Source organism: Streptomyces sp. NPDC026515, assembly GCF_055567595.1.
The window spans coordinates 43,868-62,655 of sequence record NZ_JBVHQD010000024.1 but is presented as its reverse complement, the minus strand read 5'-3'; the positions used below and the strand labels follow the sequence as shown (position 1 = coordinate 62,655).

General features: G+C 71.8%; 16 protein-coding genes and 1 pseudogene. 8 read left to right on the top strand and 9 right to left on the bottom strand.

Annotated elements, in window-relative coordinates; genetic code table 11:
• Window positions 1–189: 189 nt before the first annotated feature.
• A pseudogene (locus ACZ4O3_RS36870) lies at window positions 190–390 on the top strand (AbfB domain-containing protein); the annotation flags it as partial.
• Window positions 391–408: 18 nt separating this feature from the next.
• Here the strand turns inward: ACZ4O3_RS36870 and ACZ4O3_RS36865 are convergent.
• Window positions 409–1,629, bottom strand: a complete 1,221-nt coding sequence (locus ACZ4O3_RS36865; protein ID WP_467726533.1) for a metallophosphoesterase — start codon at window positions 1,627–1,629, stop codon at window positions 409–411.
• A 382-nt stretch (window positions 1,630–2,011) separates the two neighbouring features.
• Here ACZ4O3_RS36865 and ACZ4O3_RS36860 point away from each other — a divergent pair, with 382 nt between their 5' ends.
• Window positions 2,012–2,518, top strand: coding sequence for a lamin tail domain-containing protein (locus tag ACZ4O3_RS36860; protein WP_467726532.1), 507 nt, complete (start codon window positions 2,012–2,014; stop codon window positions 2,516–2,518).
• Window positions 2,519–2,607: 89 nt separating this feature from the next.
• Here ACZ4O3_RS36860 and ACZ4O3_RS36855 read toward each other — a convergent pair whose 3' ends face one another.
• From ACZ4O3_RS36855 to ACZ4O3_RS36835, 5 genes are all read right to left on the bottom strand, one after another.
• Window positions 2,608–2,781: a hypothetical protein gene (locus ACZ4O3_RS36855; RefSeq protein ID WP_362730647.1), complete on the bottom strand. Its 174-nt coding sequence runs from the start codon at window positions 2,779–2,781 to the stop codon at window positions 2,608–2,610.
• 102 nt (window positions 2,782–2,883) lie between these two features.
• A complete protein-coding gene (gene dhaK, locus ACZ4O3_RS36850; protein WP_362730649.1) occupies window positions 2,884–3,879 on the bottom strand; it encodes a dihydroxyacetone kinase subunit DhaK in 996 nt (331 codons plus the stop codon).
• Window positions 3,880–3,910: 31 nt separating this feature from the next.
• The gene (gene dhaL, locus ACZ4O3_RS36845) at window positions 3,911–4,591 is read right to left on the bottom strand and encodes a dihydroxyacetone kinase subunit DhaL (RefSeq protein ID WP_467726530.1); all 681 of its coding nucleotides are present in this window, start codon (window positions 4,589–4,591) and stop codon (window positions 3,911–3,913) included.
• 22 nt (window positions 4,592–4,613) lie between these two features.
• Window positions 4,614–5,444, bottom strand: coding sequence for an HAD-IA family hydrolase (locus ACZ4O3_RS36840; protein WP_467726528.1), 831 nt, complete (start codon window positions 5,442–5,444; stop codon window positions 4,614–4,616).
• Window positions 5,445–5,446: 2 nt separating this feature from the next.
• Entirely contained in the window at window positions 5,447–6,307 is an 861-nt protein-coding gene (locus ACZ4O3_RS36835; RefSeq protein ID WP_362724619.1) for a class II fructose-bisphosphate aldolase, read from the bottom strand.
• Between the two features lie 294 nt (window positions 6,308–6,601).
• Between ACZ4O3_RS36835 and ACZ4O3_RS36830 the strand changes: the two genes are divergently transcribed.
• The 3 genes from ACZ4O3_RS36830 to ACZ4O3_RS36820 all read left to right on the top strand — a co-directional run bounded on the left by ACZ4O3_RS36830 (window position 6,602) and on the right by ACZ4O3_RS36820 (window position 10,788).
• Window positions 6,602–6,724, top strand: a complete 123-nt coding sequence (locus ACZ4O3_RS36830; RefSeq protein ID WP_362724622.1) for a hypothetical protein — start codon at window positions 6,602–6,604, stop codon at window positions 6,722–6,724.
• 194 nt (window positions 6,725–6,918) lie between these two features.
• The gene (locus ACZ4O3_RS36825) at window positions 6,919–8,061 is read left to right on the top strand and encodes a PP2C family protein-serine/threonine phosphatase (RefSeq protein ID WP_467726526.1); all 1,143 of its coding nucleotides are present in this window, start codon (window positions 6,919–6,921) and stop codon (window positions 8,059–8,061) included.
• Window positions 8,062–8,517: 456 nt separating this feature from the next.
• Window positions 8,518–10,788: a M4 family metallopeptidase gene (locus ACZ4O3_RS36820; protein WP_467726524.1), complete on the top strand. Its 2,271-nt coding sequence runs from the start codon at window positions 8,518–8,520 to the stop codon at window positions 10,786–10,788.
• An 8-nt stretch (window positions 10,789–10,796) separates the two neighbouring features.
• Here the strand turns inward: ACZ4O3_RS36820 and ACZ4O3_RS36815 are convergent, their stop codons facing one another.
• Entirely contained in the window at window positions 10,797–11,915 is a 1,119-nt protein-coding gene (locus ACZ4O3_RS36815; protein ID WP_467726522.1) for an acyltransferase family protein, read from the bottom strand.
• A 271-nt stretch (window positions 11,916–12,186) separates the two neighbouring features.
• On the bottom strand, window positions 12,187–12,741 hold the full coding sequence (locus ACZ4O3_RS36810; protein WP_467726521.1) for a hypothetical protein: 555 nt from the start codon (window positions 12,739–12,741) through the stop codon (window positions 12,187–12,189).
• A 491-nt stretch (window positions 12,742–13,232) separates the two neighbouring features.
• On the opposite strand from ACZ4O3_RS36810, the gene ACZ4O3_RS36805 reads away from it, so the two are divergent.
• From ACZ4O3_RS36805 to ACZ4O3_RS36795, 3 genes are all read left to right on the top strand, one after another.
• Entirely contained in the window at window positions 13,233–14,651 is a 1,419-nt protein-coding gene (locus ACZ4O3_RS36805) for a lamin tail domain-containing protein (protein ID WP_467726519.1), read from the top strand.
• A gap of 165 nt (window positions 14,652–14,816) precedes the next feature.
• On the top strand, window positions 14,817–15,902 hold the full coding sequence (locus ACZ4O3_RS36800; protein WP_467726517.1) for a hypothetical protein: 1,086 nt from the start codon (window positions 14,817–14,819) through the stop codon (window positions 15,900–15,902).
• Window positions 15,903–16,025: 123 nt separating this feature from the next.
• On the top strand, window positions 16,026–17,051 hold the full coding sequence (locus tag ACZ4O3_RS36795; protein WP_467726515.1) for an alcohol dehydrogenase: 1,026 nt from the start codon (window positions 16,026–16,028) through the stop codon (window positions 17,049–17,051).
• Here the strand turns inward: ACZ4O3_RS36795 and ACZ4O3_RS36790 are convergent.
• Window positions 17,042–18,763, bottom strand: a complete 1,722-nt coding sequence (locus ACZ4O3_RS36790) for a SpoIIE family protein phosphatase (RefSeq protein ID WP_467726514.1) — start codon at window positions 18,761–18,763, stop codon at window positions 17,042–17,044. The two genes, ACZ4O3_RS36795 and ACZ4O3_RS36790, sit on opposite strands and share 10 nt — an antisense overlap.
• Window positions 18,764–18,788: the final 25 nt, after the last annotated feature.

Here is an 18,788-nt window from a genome sequence, read left to right as displayed (position 1 = left end):
CCCAGGACCGGTCCGCCCATTGACGTGAACCTGTTGCCCGCGTCCGCGACACACAGTCCGAGGAACACGGCCCGATCCTTCCGGTCCGTCAACTGCCCGGCCCGGTACTGGCAGGAGCGGTCCGCCCTTCCCGGCCTCCCGGTCGTGACGGGCTCCAGGTGCCGCCGCTGACCCCGATTCGACGCCGACGACGGCACGTCCCTGTTCGCGGGGGACGCCACGTTCATCGTCCGCACGGGCACGGACAGCGGCTCGGGGCGCTTCGAGTCGTACAACTGCCCCGGCTGCTACCTCCGCCACTACGACTGCCAACTCCGCGTGTCCGGCGCGGACGGCGCGGACCTGTTCCGCCGGGACAGTTCCTTCGTGCCGGTGACCGCATGGGCCTGAGCCGCGGCGTGCTCCCCGCTAAGGCGAGGTGGCCAGGTGCGGGGAGCGGAGTACGAGCAGGGTGATCTCGCTGGGGGCGAAGACGCGGAACGGCGGGCCCCAGAAGCCGGTGCCGCGGCTGGTGTAGAGCAGGGTCCGGGCGCCGTGGTGACTGAGGCCGGCGAGAGCGGGCTGGTCGATGCGGACCAGGTGGTGGAAGGGCCAGATCTGGCCGCCGTGGGTGTGGCCGGAGAGCTGAAGGTCGATGCCCTCGGCTGCCGCCCGGTCGATGAACTTCGGCTGGTGGGCCAGGAGCAGGACGGGCAGGTCGCGGTCGGCGCCGGCCAGGGCTCCGGCGAGATGGGCGCCGTGGCCTGCCAGACCGGAGGCTTCGGCGGTGACGTCGTCCACGCCGGCGACCACGAGGGTGTCGCCTCCGCGTTCGACCAGCAGATGGCGGTTGCGCAGCGGCTCCCAGCCCAGCTCGTCCATCAGGTCGACCCAGCCCTGGGCCTCGCTGTAGTACTCGTGGTTGCCGGTGACGTACACGCGGGCCCGGGTGGCCCGCACCGTACCGAGCGGGGCGGCCTGGGCGCGGCGGCGTTCGGCCGTACCGTCCGCGATGTCGCCGGTGTGGCAGACCAGGTCGGCCTCCAGGGCGTTCACCGTCTCGCAGACCCGGGCCGACCAGCGGGCGCGGTCGAGCGGGCCGTAGTGGGTGTCGGTGATGAGGGCGACGCGGATGCCGTCCAACCCGGCACCCAGTCGCGGGAGCCGCACCTCGAGTCGGCGCACGCGCGGCACGCGGCGGGCCTCGGCGTACCCCCAGGCGAGCAGCGCGGCGGTGACGCCGAGGACCGCCCAGGTGACGATCCGGGCTCGGTCCTGGCCCTCGCCGACACCGGCCACGGTCAGGGCGAGCCGGAGGAGGACGCCGATCAGGACGGACCAGGTGAACAGCACCCAGCCGACGCCCAGCAGGGTGTCACCGATGATCGCCGCCCCGTCCTGCTGGCGCCGGCCGTGGCCGCGCGCCATGGCGAGCGGCATACCGATGAGGCCGAGGGCGAACAGGGCGGTGCCGGCCGGTGTGACGGGCAGCGGCCAGTGCTGGCCGCCGTACAGGAGCACCCAGCAGGGCACGGTCCACAGCAGGACGGGGGCGATCAGCGGGATGTAGCGCATCAGGCGGTGCAGCGGGCTCCGCCGCGGCGCCTGCGCCTCCGCATCGGCGGGCCGGGTGTTGCTGGTGTCGGTCACGCTTCCCCTCCCTGACCAGGCTGCCGTCTCGCGCACTGTATCCGGTCGCTCCCGTTGTTACTCACTTTCGGGTGACGGCCTGGGTGGTGGGGGTGGTGCGGTGGGCCGGCGGGTGGGGCGCAAGCCCGCAGTCCGTGGGGGATCGAGCGGTGGGTGGGCGTCAACACCGCGCATTCGGCGCATACATGGAGGTTGCAGGGGAGAGTCATAGGAACATGACGGAACTGTCATGACCTTCGCGTACCCCTCACCTTCCCTCCGCACGGCGGGCAGGGTGTGGGTGTGCGGCCGACCGGCCGCCGACCCGCACCACGCATCCCGGGTGGCCTGCGACGTTCCCGTCGCCCGCCCCGGGTGTGCCGGCTCCGAGAAGGGGGACCTCGTGTCCGTATCCGTGACCGCCCGCCGTCTGACCGCCGCCGCTGCCGTGGCCGCTGCCGTGGGCGCGCTCGCCCTGCCCGCCGCCGCCGACGGCCGTCCGGGCGCCCGCCCGCACGGCGACGTGGTGATCAGCAAGGTGCAGTACGACTCCCCGGGACGCGACGACCGCTCCAACCGCTCCCTGAACAACGAGTGGGTGGACATCACCAACGCCACCCGTCGGACGGTGAACCTGGACCACTGGACCCTGACCGGCAGGGACGGCCGCCGCTACACCTTCCGCCACGTCCGTCTGGAAGGACGGGCCACCGTCCGCGTCCACACCGGGGTGGGCCGCGACAACGCCCGCGACGTCTACCAGGACCGCCGCGGCTACGCCTGGGACGACCACAACGACACCGCGACCCTGGGCAACGACCATGCCCGCATCGTCGACCAGGTCAGCTGGGGCCACCGCCACGGCCACCGCAACGGCGGCCACCGCAACAGCACCCCCAACCGCCACTGACCCGTCCACCGCGCTCCCCACGGGGAGCGCGGGGAAGGGCCCGGCGGGCATCACCACGCGCGCCGGGCCCACCGTCGTGGAGTACGTGGTCAGCGGCGCCTCCGGTAGGACCAGCCGGTGCCTATTCCCGCCACGTGCAGAGCCAGGGCGGTCAGGCCCAGCAGCATCAGGTTCGTGGAGGTGAAGGTGTCGTTGGTACTGATGTCCGCCGCGTTGATCAGGAAGGCGATGAAGAACAACACCGCGGCGATGATGGCGGCCATGAGCGGGCTCCTCTCGATGGGGTGAATCCCGTATGCCCGCACATCACCTCCACAAGCCCGTTGCCGGCCGGCCATGAGGAGTGAGGGCCGAGGAGCGAACCGTCAGAAGACCCGGATCGGGATCTCGGCCGGGTCGGTGAGCAGGCCGAAGATCTCGTCGTCCAGCCGTACCAGGGTGACGGAGGCGCCGGCCATGTCGAGGGAGGTGCAGTACTCGCCCACGTAACTGCGCCCGACCTCGATGCCGCGCTCGGCCAGCTGCTTGTGGGCCAGGCCGTACACCAGGTACAGCTCACCGATCGGGGTGCCGCCGAGGCCGTTGACCATCAGGGCGACGCGGTCACCCGAGGAGAAGGGCAGGTCGTCCACGACCGCGCCGACCAGCTCGGCCACCATCGCGTCCGCCGACTGCAGCTTCTCCCGCCTGCGGCCCGGTTCGCCGTGGATGCCCACGCCCATCTCGACCGCGTCGTCCGGCAGTTCGAACAGCGGTGCGCCCTTCGCCGGAGGCGTGCAGGCGGTGAGTGCCATGCCCATGGTGCGGGTGACCGAGTTGACCTTCTCGCCGATCCGGTACACCTCGTCGAGGTCCGCACCCCGCTCGGCGGCCGCCCCGACGGCCTTCATCACGAAGAAGTTCCCGGCCACCCCGCGCCGGCCGACGGTGTACGTCGAGTCCTGTACGGCCACGTCGTCGTCGATGAAGAGAGTGCGGACGGTCACCCCGTCGGCCCGGGACAGCTCCTCGGCCATCTCGAACGCCATGCGGTCCCCGGTGTAGTTGTTGACCAGCAGCAGCACACCCTTCGGGGAGGCGACCAGCTTGACCGTCTCGTACACGTAGTCGGCGGGCGGTGCGGCGAACACGTCTCCCGGACAAGCGGCGTCGAGCATCCCCTTGCCGACGGTCATCACGTGGGCCGGCTCGTGACCGGATCCGGAGCCCTGCACGATCGAGACCTTGTTCTCCCGCGGGGCGTCGGCACGCATGATCAGGTTGTACTCGGGCACGTACCGCAGCGTGCCGGGGTTGGCCAGGGCCAGTCCCTCCAGCATCTGCGCCACGTAGTCCTTCGGGTCGTTGACGAACTTCTTCATGCCGTGACTCCTCCTGGTCCAGCCGGTCGCGTCAGTCGCGTGCGTCCCACTCGGCGGCGACGCGCTCCGCCATGACCGCGATCGCCACCGCGCCCGGGTCCGGCGAGCCGATGCTGCGCTCACCGGTGTAGCTCTGGCGGCCGCGGCGGGCCTGCATGGATGCCGTCGCGTCGGCGGCGGCGCGCGCGGTCGTGGCGGCCAGGGCGGCCAGTTCGGCTGCGCCGGCGGCCGGTTCGCCCGGTGCCAGCCGCCGCTCCAGGGCGTCGGTCATCGGGATCAGGGCATCCAGCAGGGTCTTGTCGCCGACGTCCGACCTGCCTCGCGCCTTGATGCCCTCCGCGGCGGCCCGCAGCATGCCGACCGCGTCCCCGGCGTCCAGTTCCGGCCGGTCCTTCACGGCGCCGGCGGCTCGCAGGAAGGCGGTGCCCCACAGCGGCCCCGACGTGCCGCCGACCCGTTTGGAGATCACCATCGCGACCTTCTTCAGGAAGTCGGCCGGCGCGTCCGCGGCGAGGTCGTCCCAGTCGGCGAGCACGATCTCGAAACCACGGGCGAGCGAGTACCCGAAGTCCCCGTCCCCCGCGACGGCGTCGAGGTCGCTGAAGGCCCGTTCGTTGTCCACCGCGGTCCGGGCGATCGTCCGCACCACGAAGGTGAGGTCGCCACCGGGCGCCGACGGCGACGGGGGTGACGATGGCGATGGTGCTGACATGTCTCTCCTGACTGCCGTGACGTCAGTGCGGTCGGGGGTCGGCCGGCGCGGGGTCCCTGGCATCGGGTCCCGGGCCGGCGGCGGTGAGCAGGCCGGCGAGGTCCGCGAGCACGACGTACGGCCCCGGGTCGACACCGAACGGATCGCTGAGCACCCGGGCGACGGTCTCCCGCGGCGGCGGATCGCCGAGCGAGGTGACCACCAGGGCGGCCCCGGTGAAGTCCTCCTGGCCCGTGTAGGCGCTGGTCGTGACCGTGCAGGTGAGCCCGGCGCCGAGCGCGGCCAGCAGTCCGTTGCGGCTGTCCTCGATCACGACGGCGTCCGCGGGCCGCAGGCCCAGCCGGTCCAGGGCGAAGGCGTAGATGTCCGGGGCCGGCTTCTTTCGCTGGACCACGTCCCCGGCGAAGACGGCGAAGCGGGAGGCCAGCTCGGGACCCATGGCGAGTTCGAGCACGCTGCGGACGGACGGCTCCGCGGAGGTGGAGGCGACCGCGAGCGCCCACCCGGCCTCGTGCGCCTCCGTGGCGACCCGTCGCACCCCGGGCCGGGGCGGAATGCTGCCGCCCCCGATGATCGCCGTGTAGATCTCGGTCTTGCGCCGGTGCCAGGCCGCCACCCGTTCGTCGAGCGCGGCCGGGTCGGTGGGCAGGCCGGCGGCGGCGACGAAGTCCGGGGTCAGCAGCGTGCGCATGCGCTCCTTGCCGCCACCGACCCGCACCTTCCGCGCGTACTCCTCGTCGCTCCACCGCACCGGGAGACCGAACTCCTCGAACGTCCTGTTGAAGGCGGGCAGATGACCGTCGCGTTCGGTGTCGGCGAGGACGCCGTCGCAGTCGAAGACGAGCGCGGGCACGGCTACCTCGCCTGCCCGGCGCTGCCGAAGAGCCTCATCAGCGAACCGGCCAGCTCTACGACGTCCCGGCGGACGTCCCGGAAGAGCGAGGGCGGATCCCACTTCTGCCGCTCCTCGGCAGTGCGCAGGAAGGCCAGGTTCGACTTCATGTACGTCTCCTTGAGGGCCGTGGAGATGTTGACCTTCGCGCACCCCCGGGAGATCAGGTCGCGGAACTGTTCGTCGGAGAGCCCGCTGCCGCCGTGCAGCGCGATGGGTACCGGATGGGCGGCCACGATGTCGGAGACGCGCTGCGCGTCGAGCACCGGCGCCTGCCGGTACGATCCGTGCGCGTTCCCGATCGCCGGTGCGAAGACGTCCACCTGCGTGGTCCGCAGGAACTCCAGGGCGACCGCCAGATCCTGCCGCTCGGCGGCGACGTCGGTGCCGATCCCGTCCTCCACGCCGGTGATCGACTCGATCTCGCCCTCTACCGCGGCGCCGAAGGCGCGGGCCTCGGCGACGACCTCGACGGTCTGCCGCATGTTCTCCTCGACCGGCAGCGTGGAGGCGTCGAAGAGCACCGAGTTCCACCCCCGCCGCAGGCACTCGGTGATGACCTCACGCTCCGGGCAGTGGTCCAGGTGCAGGGTGACGGGGACGTCGATGCCGGCGGTCATCGACGTCCACATGGCGTAGAGCACGTCACTGCCGATGGACCTGACCGTCTTCACCGAGGTCTGCACGATCAGCGGCGACGCGTTCTCCACCGCGGCCGCCAGCACGGCCTCCAGCGTGAGGTCGTTGAACACGTTGATGGCCGGTACGGCGTAACGCTCCTCGAAGGGCCTGGCGAGGATCTCGGTCAGCGGTGTCACACCCACGACGCCTCCACCTCTCCACCGACCGCCCCCGCTCCTCCATTCCACGCCCGGGCCGCACCCGCCGCCACTTTTACCGCGGGCGCGGGCCGGCCTCGTGCGGACCACGGTCTGCCCGTCGCGGTGACCGTGTGGAGATCCGTCGACATCCATCCGACCGGGAGCCGGGCCCGGCCGCGGTCCGCGGCGGAGACGGGTGTGGGCGTCGGCACCCTGCCCGCGGTGACTACGTCGTGAACCGGTCCTTCGTCGACAGAGGAGCTTCGGACGCCTCTGCTCAAGTACTCGGTTGCCGTCGTGTTCGTGGCCGCGGCGGCCTGCGCCGCTCTCGCCCCGCAGGCCATGGCCGCCCCCATGCCCTGGGAGACCGGCAACACCCCCACGGCCACCGTGCTGTGCGGGAGCCCCTGCTATCAGTGACGGTACCCGCGCCGCCGTCCGCCGCCGCGGTTCGGCTCCGGCGTCGCAGCGGTCCCGTGCGAGGACGGCAGCGTGCGCGTACGGCACTGAACGCAGTCGTGCGATCATATAAGGACGTGTCCGGGAATGAGCGACATGTCGTGCGCGTTGGCGGGGCAGGACGACGAGTACCGGAGTATCACGTGAGCGCTGCGATGATCGCGACATCTTTGGTCGAGACCCTGCGAGAACGGCGCCGTTCCGCGCCGGGGCGTCTGTGGCTGGTCGTCCCTCTGCTGCTGGTCGTGACGATTCCGGTGGCCGACGTGTTCCTGCCGCCGGACATCCATCTCGCCCACCTCCTCGTCGTCGCCGTGGCCGTCACCGCGGTCGGCACCGGGCCCCGCGCCACCGGGCTCATCGGGTTGCTGGCGGTCCTCGCGCTCGTCCTCGCCGGCCTGGAGCGACGGACACTGGTCACCGAGAGTGTCCTCGTGGAGCTCGCCGCTCTCCTCGCCGTCTGTGTCTTCTTCGTCCTCTTCACCCGGATGCGGGACCGGCGCGAGCGCGAGCTGGTCCGGGCGCGTTCGGTGTCCGACGCGGCACAGAGCGTCGTACTGCGGCCGCTGCCGCACCGGGCCGGGCCCGTCACGCTGGCCTCGCGGTACCGCAGCGCGGAAGCGGACGCGACCATCGGCGGCGATCTGTACGCCGCCGCCCGGATCCCCGGCGTCACGCGGCTGCTCATCGGGGACGTCCGGGGCAAGGGTCTCCCCTCCATCAGCGACACGGCGATCGTGCTGGGCGCCTTCCGTGCCGCCGCGCACCGCAGGATCCCGCTGCCGGAACTGGTCGCCTACATCGAGGACGCCGTCCGGTGGGGGCTCGCGGAGTTCTCGGAGCCGGGGGAGGACGCCGCCGAGCGCTTCGTGACCGCCGCCGTCATCGACATCCCGGACGACGAGCCCGTGATACACCTGATCAGCTGCGGGCATCCGCCGCCCCTCCTGCTGGACCATTGCGGCAAGAAGGTGCGGTCGCTGACGGTCCCCGAACCGTCGCCCCCGCTCGGCCTCGGTGCGTGGGCCGTCGACTCGAACGGCGCGGACGGCGTCCGCCCCTGCTACGTCCCGGCGACCTTCCCGTTCGAGCACGGCGACCGGCTGGTGCTGTACACCGACGGGATCAGCGAGGCCCGCAACGCCGAGGGCGACTTCTATCCGCTCGCGGAACGCGCCATGGTCTGGGCCGACGAGGTACCGGGATCGATGGTCGAGCGGCTCGCCGCGGACGTCGGCGCGTACACGGGGGGACGGCGGGACGACGACATGGCCATGATCGTCGTGCAGCGCGACTGATCGTCCGGCGCGGCTGACGGTCCGGCGCCGCTGCTCCTCCACTGCCGCTGAACAGCGTCACCGCGGCCTGCCTCCCCAGGCGGGCCGTTCCGTTTTCGCCGGGGTGTTCCGGCAGGTGCGGGACCGGTCGGGGGCGACCGGAAAGCGTTGTCGCGGAGCTCGAAACCCTAGCTCGCAACCACCAGTTCAAGCCGATGTTGTGATGCGGTCATGACAGTCCTGTGCGGCGGATGCCAATCTGCTCTCCGGAAGTTCACTGCCCACTCACAGGCACCTCACGCCATATCCTCATCTCCTTTCCCCACGTCACCGGCACGCCCCGAGCAGACGTCACCCCGTCGCCCCGTGCCCATTCGGCTCTTCCTCCTGCACCCGCGCGCCGCCGGACGGCTCGACCCAGCCGACCCGCTCTCCCGGGCTCCACCGAGCCCGACCACCCCACAGAAGGAGAACGCCATGTTCCGGCAGGACCGTCACCATCGCCGTGTCAGAGGCGGCGTCAGCCTGGCGCTGGCCGCCGCCACCACCCTGCTCGCGGCCGGCCTGCAGCAGGGCACCGCCCTGGCCACGGCCGGCGAACACGCCCCCGCCCGGATCCTGGCCACACCCAGGGCCGGCGCGGCCCCCGCGGCACTCTCACCGGCCAGACGCACCGCACTGCTCAGGAGTGCCGCGACCGCGGCCCCCGACACCGCGAAGACCCTCGGCCTGGGTGCCGGCGAGAAGCTGGTCGTCAAGGACGTCACCCAGGACGCCGACGGTACGACGCACACCCGCTACGAACGCACGTACGAGGGCCTGCCCGTCCTCGGCGGGGACCTGATCGTCCACCGGAGCGGCAGCCGGCTCACCGTGTCACGGGCCACGAAGGCATCCCTCGCGGTCACCTCCACGAAGGCGAAGATCTCCTCGGCCACGGCGAAGACCCAAGCGCTCACCGCCGCGGCGAAGGCCGGCGCGGAGCACCCCGCGGTCGGTTCCAGCCCCCGTCTCGTCGTCTGGGCCGCCTCGGGCCGGGCCGCCCTGGCCTGGGAGTCCGTCGTCGGAGGCGTCCAGGACGACGGCACGCCGAGCGAACTCCACGTCATCACCGACGCGGCGTCCGGCAAGCAGCTCTTCCACTACCAGGGTGTCGAGACCGGCACCGGCACCGGGCAGTTCGACGGGACCGTGCCGCTCGGCACCACGCTCTCCGGTTCGACCTACCAGCTCGTCGACGGCGACCGTGCCGGGCACCGCACCTACGACCTGAACCAGGGCACCTCGGGCACCGGCACCCTCTTCACCGACGACAACGATGTCTGGGGCGACGGCACGGTCGCCAACCGGCAGACCGCGGGCGTGGACGTCGCCTTCGGCGCGGCGGCCACCTGGGACTTCTACAAGGACGTCTTCGGCCGCAACGGCATCCGCAACGACGGTGTCGCCGCCTACAGCCGCGCCCACTACGGCAACAACTACGTCAACGCCTTCTGGCAGGACAGCTGCTTCTGCATGACGTACGGCGACGGCTCCGGCAACACCCACCCGCTCACCGCGCTCGACGTCGCCGCGCACGAGATGAGCCACGGCGTCACCGCCGCCACGGCGGGGCTCACCTACTCCGGCGAGTCGGGCGGCCTGAACGAGGCGACCTCCGACATCTTCGCCGCCGCCGTCGAGTTCTACGAGAACCTGCCCGCCGACGTCCCGGACTACCTGGTCGGGGAGAAGATCGACATCAACGGCGACGGCACCCCGCTGCGCTACATGGACAAGCCCTCCAAGGACGGCGCGTCCAGCGACTACTGGAGCCCGTCGCTCGGCGGACTCGACGTCCACTACTCCTCGGGCCCGGCCAACCACTTCTTCTACCTGCTCTCGGAGGGCAGTGGAGCGAAGACCGTCAACGGGGTCGCCTACGACAGCCCCACCTACGACGGGCAGCCGGTGACGGGCATCGGCATCGACAACGCCCGGCAGGTCTGGTACCGGGCTCTGACCACCTACATGACGTCGAGCACCGACTACGCGGGCGCCCGCACCGCCACGCTCCAGGCCGCGACCGACCTCTTCGGCGCCTACAGCCCCGCCTACCTCGCCGTCGCCGACGCCTGGGCGGCGATCAACGTGGGCAACCGGGTCGCGATCGGCGTCAACGTCGCACCGATCGCCGACCAGATCAGCGGTGTCGGGCAGGCGGTGTCCCTCCAGACGGACGCCTACACGACCAACTCCGGCGCGGGCCTGACGTACACGGCGACCGGCCTGCCGGACGGACTGACGATGAGCGACACGGGACTGATATCCGGCACCCCGACCACGCTCGGCGCCAGCGACGTCACGGTCACGGTCACCGACGACACGGGCGCGTCCGCCACCCGGCACTTCTCCTGGCAGGTGGCCTACATCTACGCCAACGCCACCCGGGTCGACATCCCCGACAACGGCGCCGCGGTGGAGTCCCCGGTCACCGTCACCGGCCGGACCGGGAACGCCTCCGCCACCACCCAGGTCTACGTCAAGATCATCCATACCTACCGGGGTGACCTGACCGTCGACCTCGTGGGCCCCGACGGAACCGTCTACTCCCTCCTGAACCGCAGCGGCGGCTCCGCCGACAACGTCGACCAGACGTTCACCGTCGACGCCTCCGCACAGCCCCTCGCCGGCACCTGGAAGCTCCGGGTCCAGGACCGTGCCGCGATCGACGTCGGCTACATCGAGCAGTGGCGGCTCATTCCCTGATCCCGCCGCTACGGCGCCCCAGCGGCCCCTCCGGTCCGACCGCCGCGTCGGACCGGAGGGGCCGTCGCGATCAGGGATCTCCAGGACCTGTTCCGTTTGAAGGGCATCTCGAAGACCCGGGAGAACAGCCATGCGCCGAGCACCGAAACCGGCAGGGCCAGGGCGAGTGTGCAGCAGAACGCGGGCAGGCCGGGAGACGCGACGTGCGGGGCGACGCGGCGGATCACGGTCATGACGATCGGCAGGTGGATCAGGTAGAGACTGTAGGAGAAGTCGCCGAGCCGCCGGACCGGCCGGGTGGTCAGCAGCCGCAGGAGCGGGGCGGGCCTGCCGGTGGCCACCGCGGCCAGCAGCATCGTCATGGCGGGGGCGACGGCGAGGTCGATCCAGAAGTAGTGGTGCACCGTCCACACGGAGCCCTTGACGAGACCGAGGACCAGAACGGGCAGGGCGGCCAGGGCCGCGAACCATCCCCAGGGCAGGCGCCGGACCCGCTCTCGCGCGGCGACCACCCCCGCGCCGATCACACCAGCGACGAACACGGGCGCGAGGTGAGGGGCGAGCCAGTTGTCGCCCTCCACCGGATCGGCGCCGGGTGCCGCCAGGCCGAGGGCGATCACCGGAAGGGCCGCGCACGCGGCCAGCACCACGGCGTTCGTCCGGCGCCGGACAAGGAGGAGCAGGGGGAAGAGGAGGTACAGCTCGGCCTCCACTCCGATCGACCAGAACGCGCCGTTCGGTGTGGGCGCGGTGATCATGTCCTGGGCGACGAGGCCGAACACGAGGGCGGTCCTGCCGGTCGGCGGTCCGAAGTGCGAGGCCGGCACCACGAACAGGGAGACGAGCAGGCTGATCGCCAGCGCCGCCCAGTACGGCGGCAGGATCCGCCAGGCACGCCGGCGCAGGAACCGGGCGACACCGCCCGTCCGCCAGCCGTGACGCGCCGGGGAGAGGGCCAGGGAGAAGCCGGACAGCACCAGGAAGAAGACGACGGCGAGGCGCCCGAACATCAGCCCCTTCAGCCACGGCGGCGCCGAACTGTCGGGATATCCGGGGAAGGTGTACAGCCAGCAGTGGAACAGCACGACATACAGGGCGGCCAGGCCGCGGAGGCCGTCCAGGCCCACCACCGGTGAGTGCGCGCGGGCCCCGGCGGCCGTCTCCTCCTGCCCCGCCGGGGCCGGGGCGGTCGGGCCCGGAGTGCTGTCGGCCGGACGGCTCAGGTCCGTGGAAATCGTTCAACCCCTTCTCCTGGCAGCGCGGGTGCCGCCGAGGTGTCTCGGAGGCGGTGCGCCGGGCGGCACAGGGCCACCACAGAGACTTGGTACGTGCCGGCGGGCCCGGCGGTTCAGTGCGGAGCCGGCGGTCCCTGTCGCCGACAGCACCGGAGCCGGAGTGTCAGCCCGTCTCGGCGGCCTTCTGCCCGGACGGGGCGACGGCGTACCACTGCGCGTCCTTCCCCTGGCCGTTGGCCTGCCGGGCCCCGGTGTCGCCGTTGTACCGGTAGAGCGGCCATCCGGCGAGGGTGAGCTGCTTCCTGCCGTTGCGGTGCACCGTGCCGAGCAGGTTCTCGGCGACTCCCGAGGTCCGCACCGAGTCTCCCACGATGACCGGCAGCCACGTCTTCGTACAGGTGCCGGAGCACGTCCACTTGGACGGATCGGACTCGTCCTTGTCGTAGCGGTAGAGGGTCATCCCCCGGTCGTCGGCGACCACGGTGCCGATGCCGTCCATCGCCTCGGCCGTCACGCCGGTGGTGAGGGCCGAGGACCCGGTCCCGGAGCCGTCACCGCCGTCCGCCGCCGAGGTGGCCGGTGCGGAGACCGCGGAATCCGACGCGGCCGGGGCCGCCGGCGCGACACTGCCGCTGCCGTTCGAAGAACCGCACGCGCCCAGCAGGAGCGGGGAGGCGAGCCCCGCGGCGAGGCTCAGGACGATGCGTCGCAGGATCAAGGAGTTGCCCTTTCAGGAGTCGCGGCGACTTGCCTCCCTTGGTACGTCGCCCGGCTCCCGCCCTCTCAGCCGCGGACACGAGATGACGCAGTCTTGACCATCGCCGCCCCGGTGACGGCCGTGGCGGCCTGCGCGGTCACGGCGTCGGCGCGTCGGCGTCCGTGCGAGTGAGGTTCTCCTCGATCCGCGCCAGGAACCGCATGCCCTCCCGGTACTCCTGAGGACCGCGTCGTCCTCGCCCCGGGCCGATCCGGACGCCGGCCGCACGGCTGCCGTTCCTCCTCGCACGGCGATCGCGCACGCTGAACGCGTCGCCCGTCGTGGAAGTGTCCGGCCCGTACCGATGGGGACCGCGGAAGCCCCGCCGACGCCACGCGATCTTGGTGATTCGCCCACCGTTCATGGCGCCCTCACCTGGCGGGCGGCGGCTGTTCGGGCCACGCAGGAAGGGTCCTGGCGGCCTGTCACAACCGAACCCCAGGACGGATTTCGTGATCGAATCACGCGTTCGCCGGTGGCGTCACAGCCTCCGTGTTCTGCTCGTCGCCGTCGCCGGCCCGACGCTCGCCGTCGGCGCCCTGACCGCGTCGCCCGCCCACGCGGCGGCGGCCGACGACATCCGGATCAACGAGGTGGTGACCACCGGGGACGTCAACGACTCGGTGGAGCTGTACAACAGGGGCACCGCCTCGGTGAACCTGTCCGGCTGGATCCTCAAGGACGACGACAACAGTTCCAAGTACGCGATAGCCGCCGGGACCACGCTCGCCCCCGGCGGTTTCGTGGCCTTCGACGTGCACAACTCCTTCGGTCTCGGCTCCGACGACGAGGCGCGTCTCTACCTCGCCGACGGCACCACCCTGGTGGACAGTTACAGCTGGAGCGAGCACTCCGACCCGTCGTGGTCGCGCTGCCCCGACGGCACCGGTTCCTTCGGCTCGGCGAAGGTGACGCTGGGCGCCGCCAACGACTGCGGATCCGGCGGGGTTTCGGCGACGGCCTGGCCGGGCGGCGGCTCGGTCTCGACCGCCGACACCAAGAACGCCTTCGGCTCCGACCTGAGCGGCCTCTACCAGGAGGGGAGCGTGATGTGGGCGGCGCAGAACAGCGGAAAGCTGTGGCGACTGGTCCCGAACGGCTCCACCGCCTGGAAGGCCGACACCGGCAACGGCTGGACGTCCGGCAAGGCCCTGAAGTTCCCCGGCGGCTCGGGCACCCCCGACGACGAGGGCGTCACGCTGACCGGCGCCGGATCGAGCGGGGGCGTCTACGTGGCGAGTGAGCGCAACGCGGACTCCTCCGGCACCAGCCGGCTGTCCGTCTTGAAGTACGACGTGAGCGGCACCGCCACCACGCTCACCGCCGCCACCGAGTGGAACCTGACCCCGGACCTGCCCTCCGTGGGCTCCAACCTCGGCCTGGAGGGCATCACCTGGGTCCCGGACGCCACCCTGACCGCGGCCGGGTTCAGGGACGCCACCACCGGCGCGGCCTACAACCCGGCCGGCTACGGTTCCCACACGGGCGGGGTGTTCTTCGTCGGCGTCGAGGGCACCGGCATGATCTACGGCTACGTCCTCAAGGACGGCGGCACCTTCACCCGGGTCGCCTCCGTCAGCAGCGGCATGGCCGGCGTGATGGAACTCCAGTGGGAGCCGCAGGCCTCGCGCCTCTGGGCGGTCTGCGACGACACGTGTGACGGCCAGCACCGGACCATGAAGATCAACGCGTCGGGTGTCCTCGCCACCACCGCGATCTACAACCGCCCGTCCGGCATGGACAACCTCAACAACGAGGGCTTCGCGGTCTCCGGTGCCGACGCGTGCAGCGGCGGCACCAAGCCCGTGTACTGGTCCGACGACAGCAACGACAGCGGCCACGCGCTGCGCCGGTCCACCATCACCTGCTGACCCTGCCGGCGCGCCGGTACCCCGCTGTATCGTACCCGCGGCATCTCACGCACCACCGGAACACAGCGTCAACTCCCTTACCAGCACGTCGACTTCACCGATGTGCCGGTCCCGTTCGCCGCCCCCGGAGGACCCGTGGCAACCGACCGCCCCCACCGTTCTCGTGTGCCTGCGACCCGACGCAGATCCCTCGCCCTGACGGCGGCCCTGGCCGCCGTCTGCTGTGCCGGCCTCACCCTTCCCGCCCAGGCCCGTGCCGACTCCACCGCCGACCGGGCGGCCCTCGCCCAGTGGTGGGCCCCCGTCCACTTCCAGGACGTCGACTCCACCGGCGAGACCGCGCTCGGCGGCAGGTCCGACTACATCACGTCCTACGACTACGACGGCGACCTCAACGGCCGCGACAACTGGGAGAACACCAGCCAGGCCGCGCTCGCGGCGCATGTCTACTACTCGGTCGTCCAGACCCCGTCCTTCTCGTACCTGCTGTACACGTACTTCCATCCCCGCGACTGGTCGGACGGCGTGCTGGACAACTACCAGGAGGACCTCAGCGAACACGAGAACGACTCCGAGGGCGTACTCGTCGTCGTCGCCAACGACGGTTCCGCACACGGTCAGTTGAAGGCCGCCATCACCGTCGCGCACAGCAACTTCTACTCCTGGGTGCCCGCGGGCAGCGACTTCACCAGCGGGCAGGAGAGCGTCGACGGCACCCTGAAGCTCCAGGGCGACCCGCACGACGACGGCCACGGACGCCCGTTCACGACCCAGCAGCCCAACACCCACGCCGCGTGGGCCGAGGGCTACCTCTCCAAGGAGCGCGACCAGTACGCGAACGGCGACGGCATCGTCTACTACCCCGGCTCCACCGCCGAGGTGCCCTCCGGCTCCAACGACCGTGACGTGCAGTACACACTGACCGACGTCTTCGCCCCGGGCGGCATGTGGGCGAACCGCACCCTGACCACGCTCTTCGCGACCACGAACAACTTCGCGGGCGACGACGGCTCCAACCCCTACGGTGCCAGGTGCGGCGCGGGCGGGGTCCTCGGCCCGGCCAACGGCACCTGCGACACCGACGCGGCCAACCCGCCCTGGGCCTGGGACGACGCCGACGACCTGCCCGGCCGGGGCTACCTCGCCACCAACCCCGCCGAACTCGTCTGGGACTACTTCAACTGGTCCGGCAAGCCCTCCTCGCCCGACCTCGCCTACACCTGGGACCAGTACAACGGCATCACCTCGTAACACCCGGTACCGATAGCGTCACTCCGTCGCGAACGGGGCTCACCGCGCGCGATCGGCCCGGAGCTGGTGTGCTGGGGGAGGGGGTTTCGGCCGTTCCCGTCGTACCGGTTCCGGGAGAGACGCATGAGTACCTACCGAGTCGCGCAGGTGACCGCCGCGGGCGGACCGTTCGAGGTCGTCGAGCGTGAGGTGCCCCGGCCGGGTCCCCGGCACGTGCGGATCGCCGTGGAGGCCTGCGGAGTCTGCCGCAGCGACAGCTTCTTCGTGACCGCCGGGCTGCCCGGCGTCACGTTCCCCGTGGTGCCCGGACACGAGATCGCCGGACGGATCGAGGAGATCGGCGAGGGCATCGAGGACTGGGGCTGGCAGATCGGTGACCGGGTCGGCGTCGGCTGGTTCGGCGGCAGCTGCGGTCACTGCAAGCCCTGCCGGCAGGGAGACTTCATCGTCTGCGAGAACCTCCAGGTACCCGGCTGGGCGTACGACGGCGGCTTCGGCGAGACGGTCATCGCCCCGGTCGACGCCCTGGCCCGCATCCCCGACGGACTGACCGCCGCCGACGCCGCGCCGCTCGGCTGCGCGGGCGTGACCACCTTCAACGGGCTCAGGCGCAGCCCGGCCGAGCCCGGCGACCTGGTCGCCGTCGTCGGCCTCGGCGGACTCGGCCACCTCGGAGTGAAGTACGCGGTGGCCATGGGCTTCGAGACGGTGGCCATCGCCCGCGGCGCCGAGAAGGCCGACTTCGCCAAACAGCTCGGCGCCCACCACTACATCGACTCCACGACCTCGACACCCGTCGCGGAGGCCCTCCAGTCGCTCGGCGGCGCCAAGGCGGTGCTCGCCACCGCGGGCAACTCCCAGGCGATCTCGGCGGCCGTGGACGGCCTGGGACCCAGGGGCGAGCTGGTGGTGATCGGCATCGACCCCGAGCCCCTCGGGACCAGCCCGCTCCAGCTGCTCACGAAGGCCCGGGAGATCCGCGGCCACCCGTCCGGCACCGCCCAGGACGTGCAGGACACCATGGAGTTCAGCGCCCTGCACGGGATCCGTCCGACGATCGAGACCGTACCGCTGGAGGAGGCGGGCGCGGCCTACCAGAAGATGATGGACGGGGCCGCGCGCTTCCGCATGGTGATCACCTACGGCTGAGCCGCACGTCTCGGCCGTACGGCACGGGCCGCGAGCAGCGCGATGTCGTCCTCGGAGCCGGTGGCCAGGCGCTCGAGGACGGTGTCGACGATCTTGTCCAGCGGGTCGGCGGGGGACAGCGACAGACCCGTCAGACGGGCCAGGCCCCGGTCGATGTCCTCACCGCGCCGCTCCACCAGCCCGTCGGTGTACAGGAGCAGCACACCCCCGCGTTCCGGGGTGACGCGCTGTTCGTAACAGCCGAGCCCGCTGCCCAGCGGCGGGCCGACCGGCACCGGCACCAGCTCGATCCCGCCCTCGGGGTTCAGCCAGACCGGGGGCAGATGCCCGGCGCTGGCATAGGTGAGGGTGGCGACGTCCACGTCGCTCAGCGCGAGGAAGCAGGTGGCCACCCGCTCGAAACCGGAGTCCGAGACCATCCGGTCCGCGTGCTCCAGGATCCGGCCCGGGGAGAGTCCCGCGCGGGCCAGGGCACGGAGCGTCGAACGGTAGTGGCTCATGGCCACCGCCGCGTCCACGCCGTGCCCCATCACGTCCCCGATGACCAGCATCGTACGGCCGTCCGGCAGAGCTACGACGTCGTACCAGTCGCCGCCGATCAGCGAGCCGTCGTCGGCGGGACGGTACCGCCCGGTGGTCTCCACACCGGCGTGCTGCTGCAACTGGCCCGGCTCGGCCAGCAGCGCCCGCTGCAACTCCAGCGCCATGGTGTGCTCGCGCTCGAAGCGGACCGCCCGGTCCAGGGCGCGCGCGGCCCGGTCGGCGAGTTCGCGGGCCACCGTGGCGTCCTCGTTCGAGAACGGCGCGGAGTCGCCGGCCCGGGCCAGCTGCAGACTGCCGAGGTACCGGCCCTCCGAGACCAGCGGCGACAGGAGCACCGAGTGGACACCGGCGGTCAGGCACGCACGGGCCGGCGGCCAGCTCGGGATCAGTGCCCGCCACTGCGCCGCGGTGATCGCGTTGCGCCGCAGCACCCGGCCCGCCGCCAGGTTGCGCCGGGTGCCGATGCCACGCGGCCAGCCGACCAGCTCACCGCGCGCGTCGAGGGCCGCGAGCCCGGTGACCAGATCGGGCCTGGTGGCGTACGCGGCGAGCCGGACGGGCGCCCGCCGCCCCGTGGCCGTGTCCGGCGGCACGAGCTCCACCCCGGCGGCGTCCGCCAGCTCCGGCACCACGAACTCCGCCAGCTCCCGGCAGGTCCCGGCGACATCGGTGCCGGTACCGATCCGGGACGCGGCCGCGTCGAGCAGCGCGAGGCGCCGATGGGCCCGCTCCAGCTCGTACAGGTACTGCTGCGGCTCACTGATCTCCAGGCCGACTCCGGCGACGCCCACCACCTTGCCGCTGCTGTCCACCATCCGGTGGTACACGCACCGCCACTCCCGGACCTGGTACGGCGAGTCCACCCAGGTCCGCCCGGCGACGATGGTCTCGCGCGGCCGTCCGTCGTGCAGGACGTCCCGCAGCACCGCCTCCGGCCGCTGGATGTGCGGCAGCACCTCGTGCAGGGTGTGCCCGACGTACGCGGCGGCGGGCAGCCCCGTCATCCGGGCCATGTGCGGGTTGACGTACAGGTAGCGCAGGTCGGTGTCGAGGACCGCGAAACCGACGGCCGCGCCCTCGACGATGCCGCGCAGCAGATCGATGTAGCCGATGTCCACCGCCGGTGCGCCCGAGGAGGCCGGTCGTCGCGAGGAGGTGTCCCTGTCCACCCGGTCCTCCTCGCCTGCCCCCGCC

Excerpts from the sequence above, each read along its gene's own strand:
- ACZ4O3_RS36855 (WP_362730647.1), bottom strand. The coding sequence starts at position 2,781 with ATGGCCGCCATCATCGCCGCGGTGTTGTTCTTCATCGCCTTCCTGATC.
- ACZ4O3_RS36825 (WP_467726526.1), top strand. The coding sequence starts at position 6,919 with ATGATCGCGACATCTTTGGTCGAGACCCTGCGAGAACGGCGCCGTTCC.
- ACZ4O3_RS36820 (WP_467726524.1), top strand. The coding sequence starts at position 8,518 with ATGTTCCGGCAGGACCGTCACCATCGCCGTGTCAGAGGCGGCGTCAGC.
- dhaL (WP_467726530.1), bottom strand. The coding sequence starts at position 4,591 with ATGTCAGCACCATCGCCATCGTCACCCCCGTCGCCGTCGGCGCCCGGT.
- dhaK (WP_362730649.1), bottom strand. The coding sequence starts at position 3,879 with ATGAAGAAGTTCGTCAACGACCCGAAGGACTACGTGGCGCAGATGCTG.
- ACZ4O3_RS36795 (WP_467726515.1), top strand. The coding sequence starts at position 16,026 with ATGAGTACCTACCGAGTCGCGCAGGTGACCGCCGCGGGCGGACCGTTC.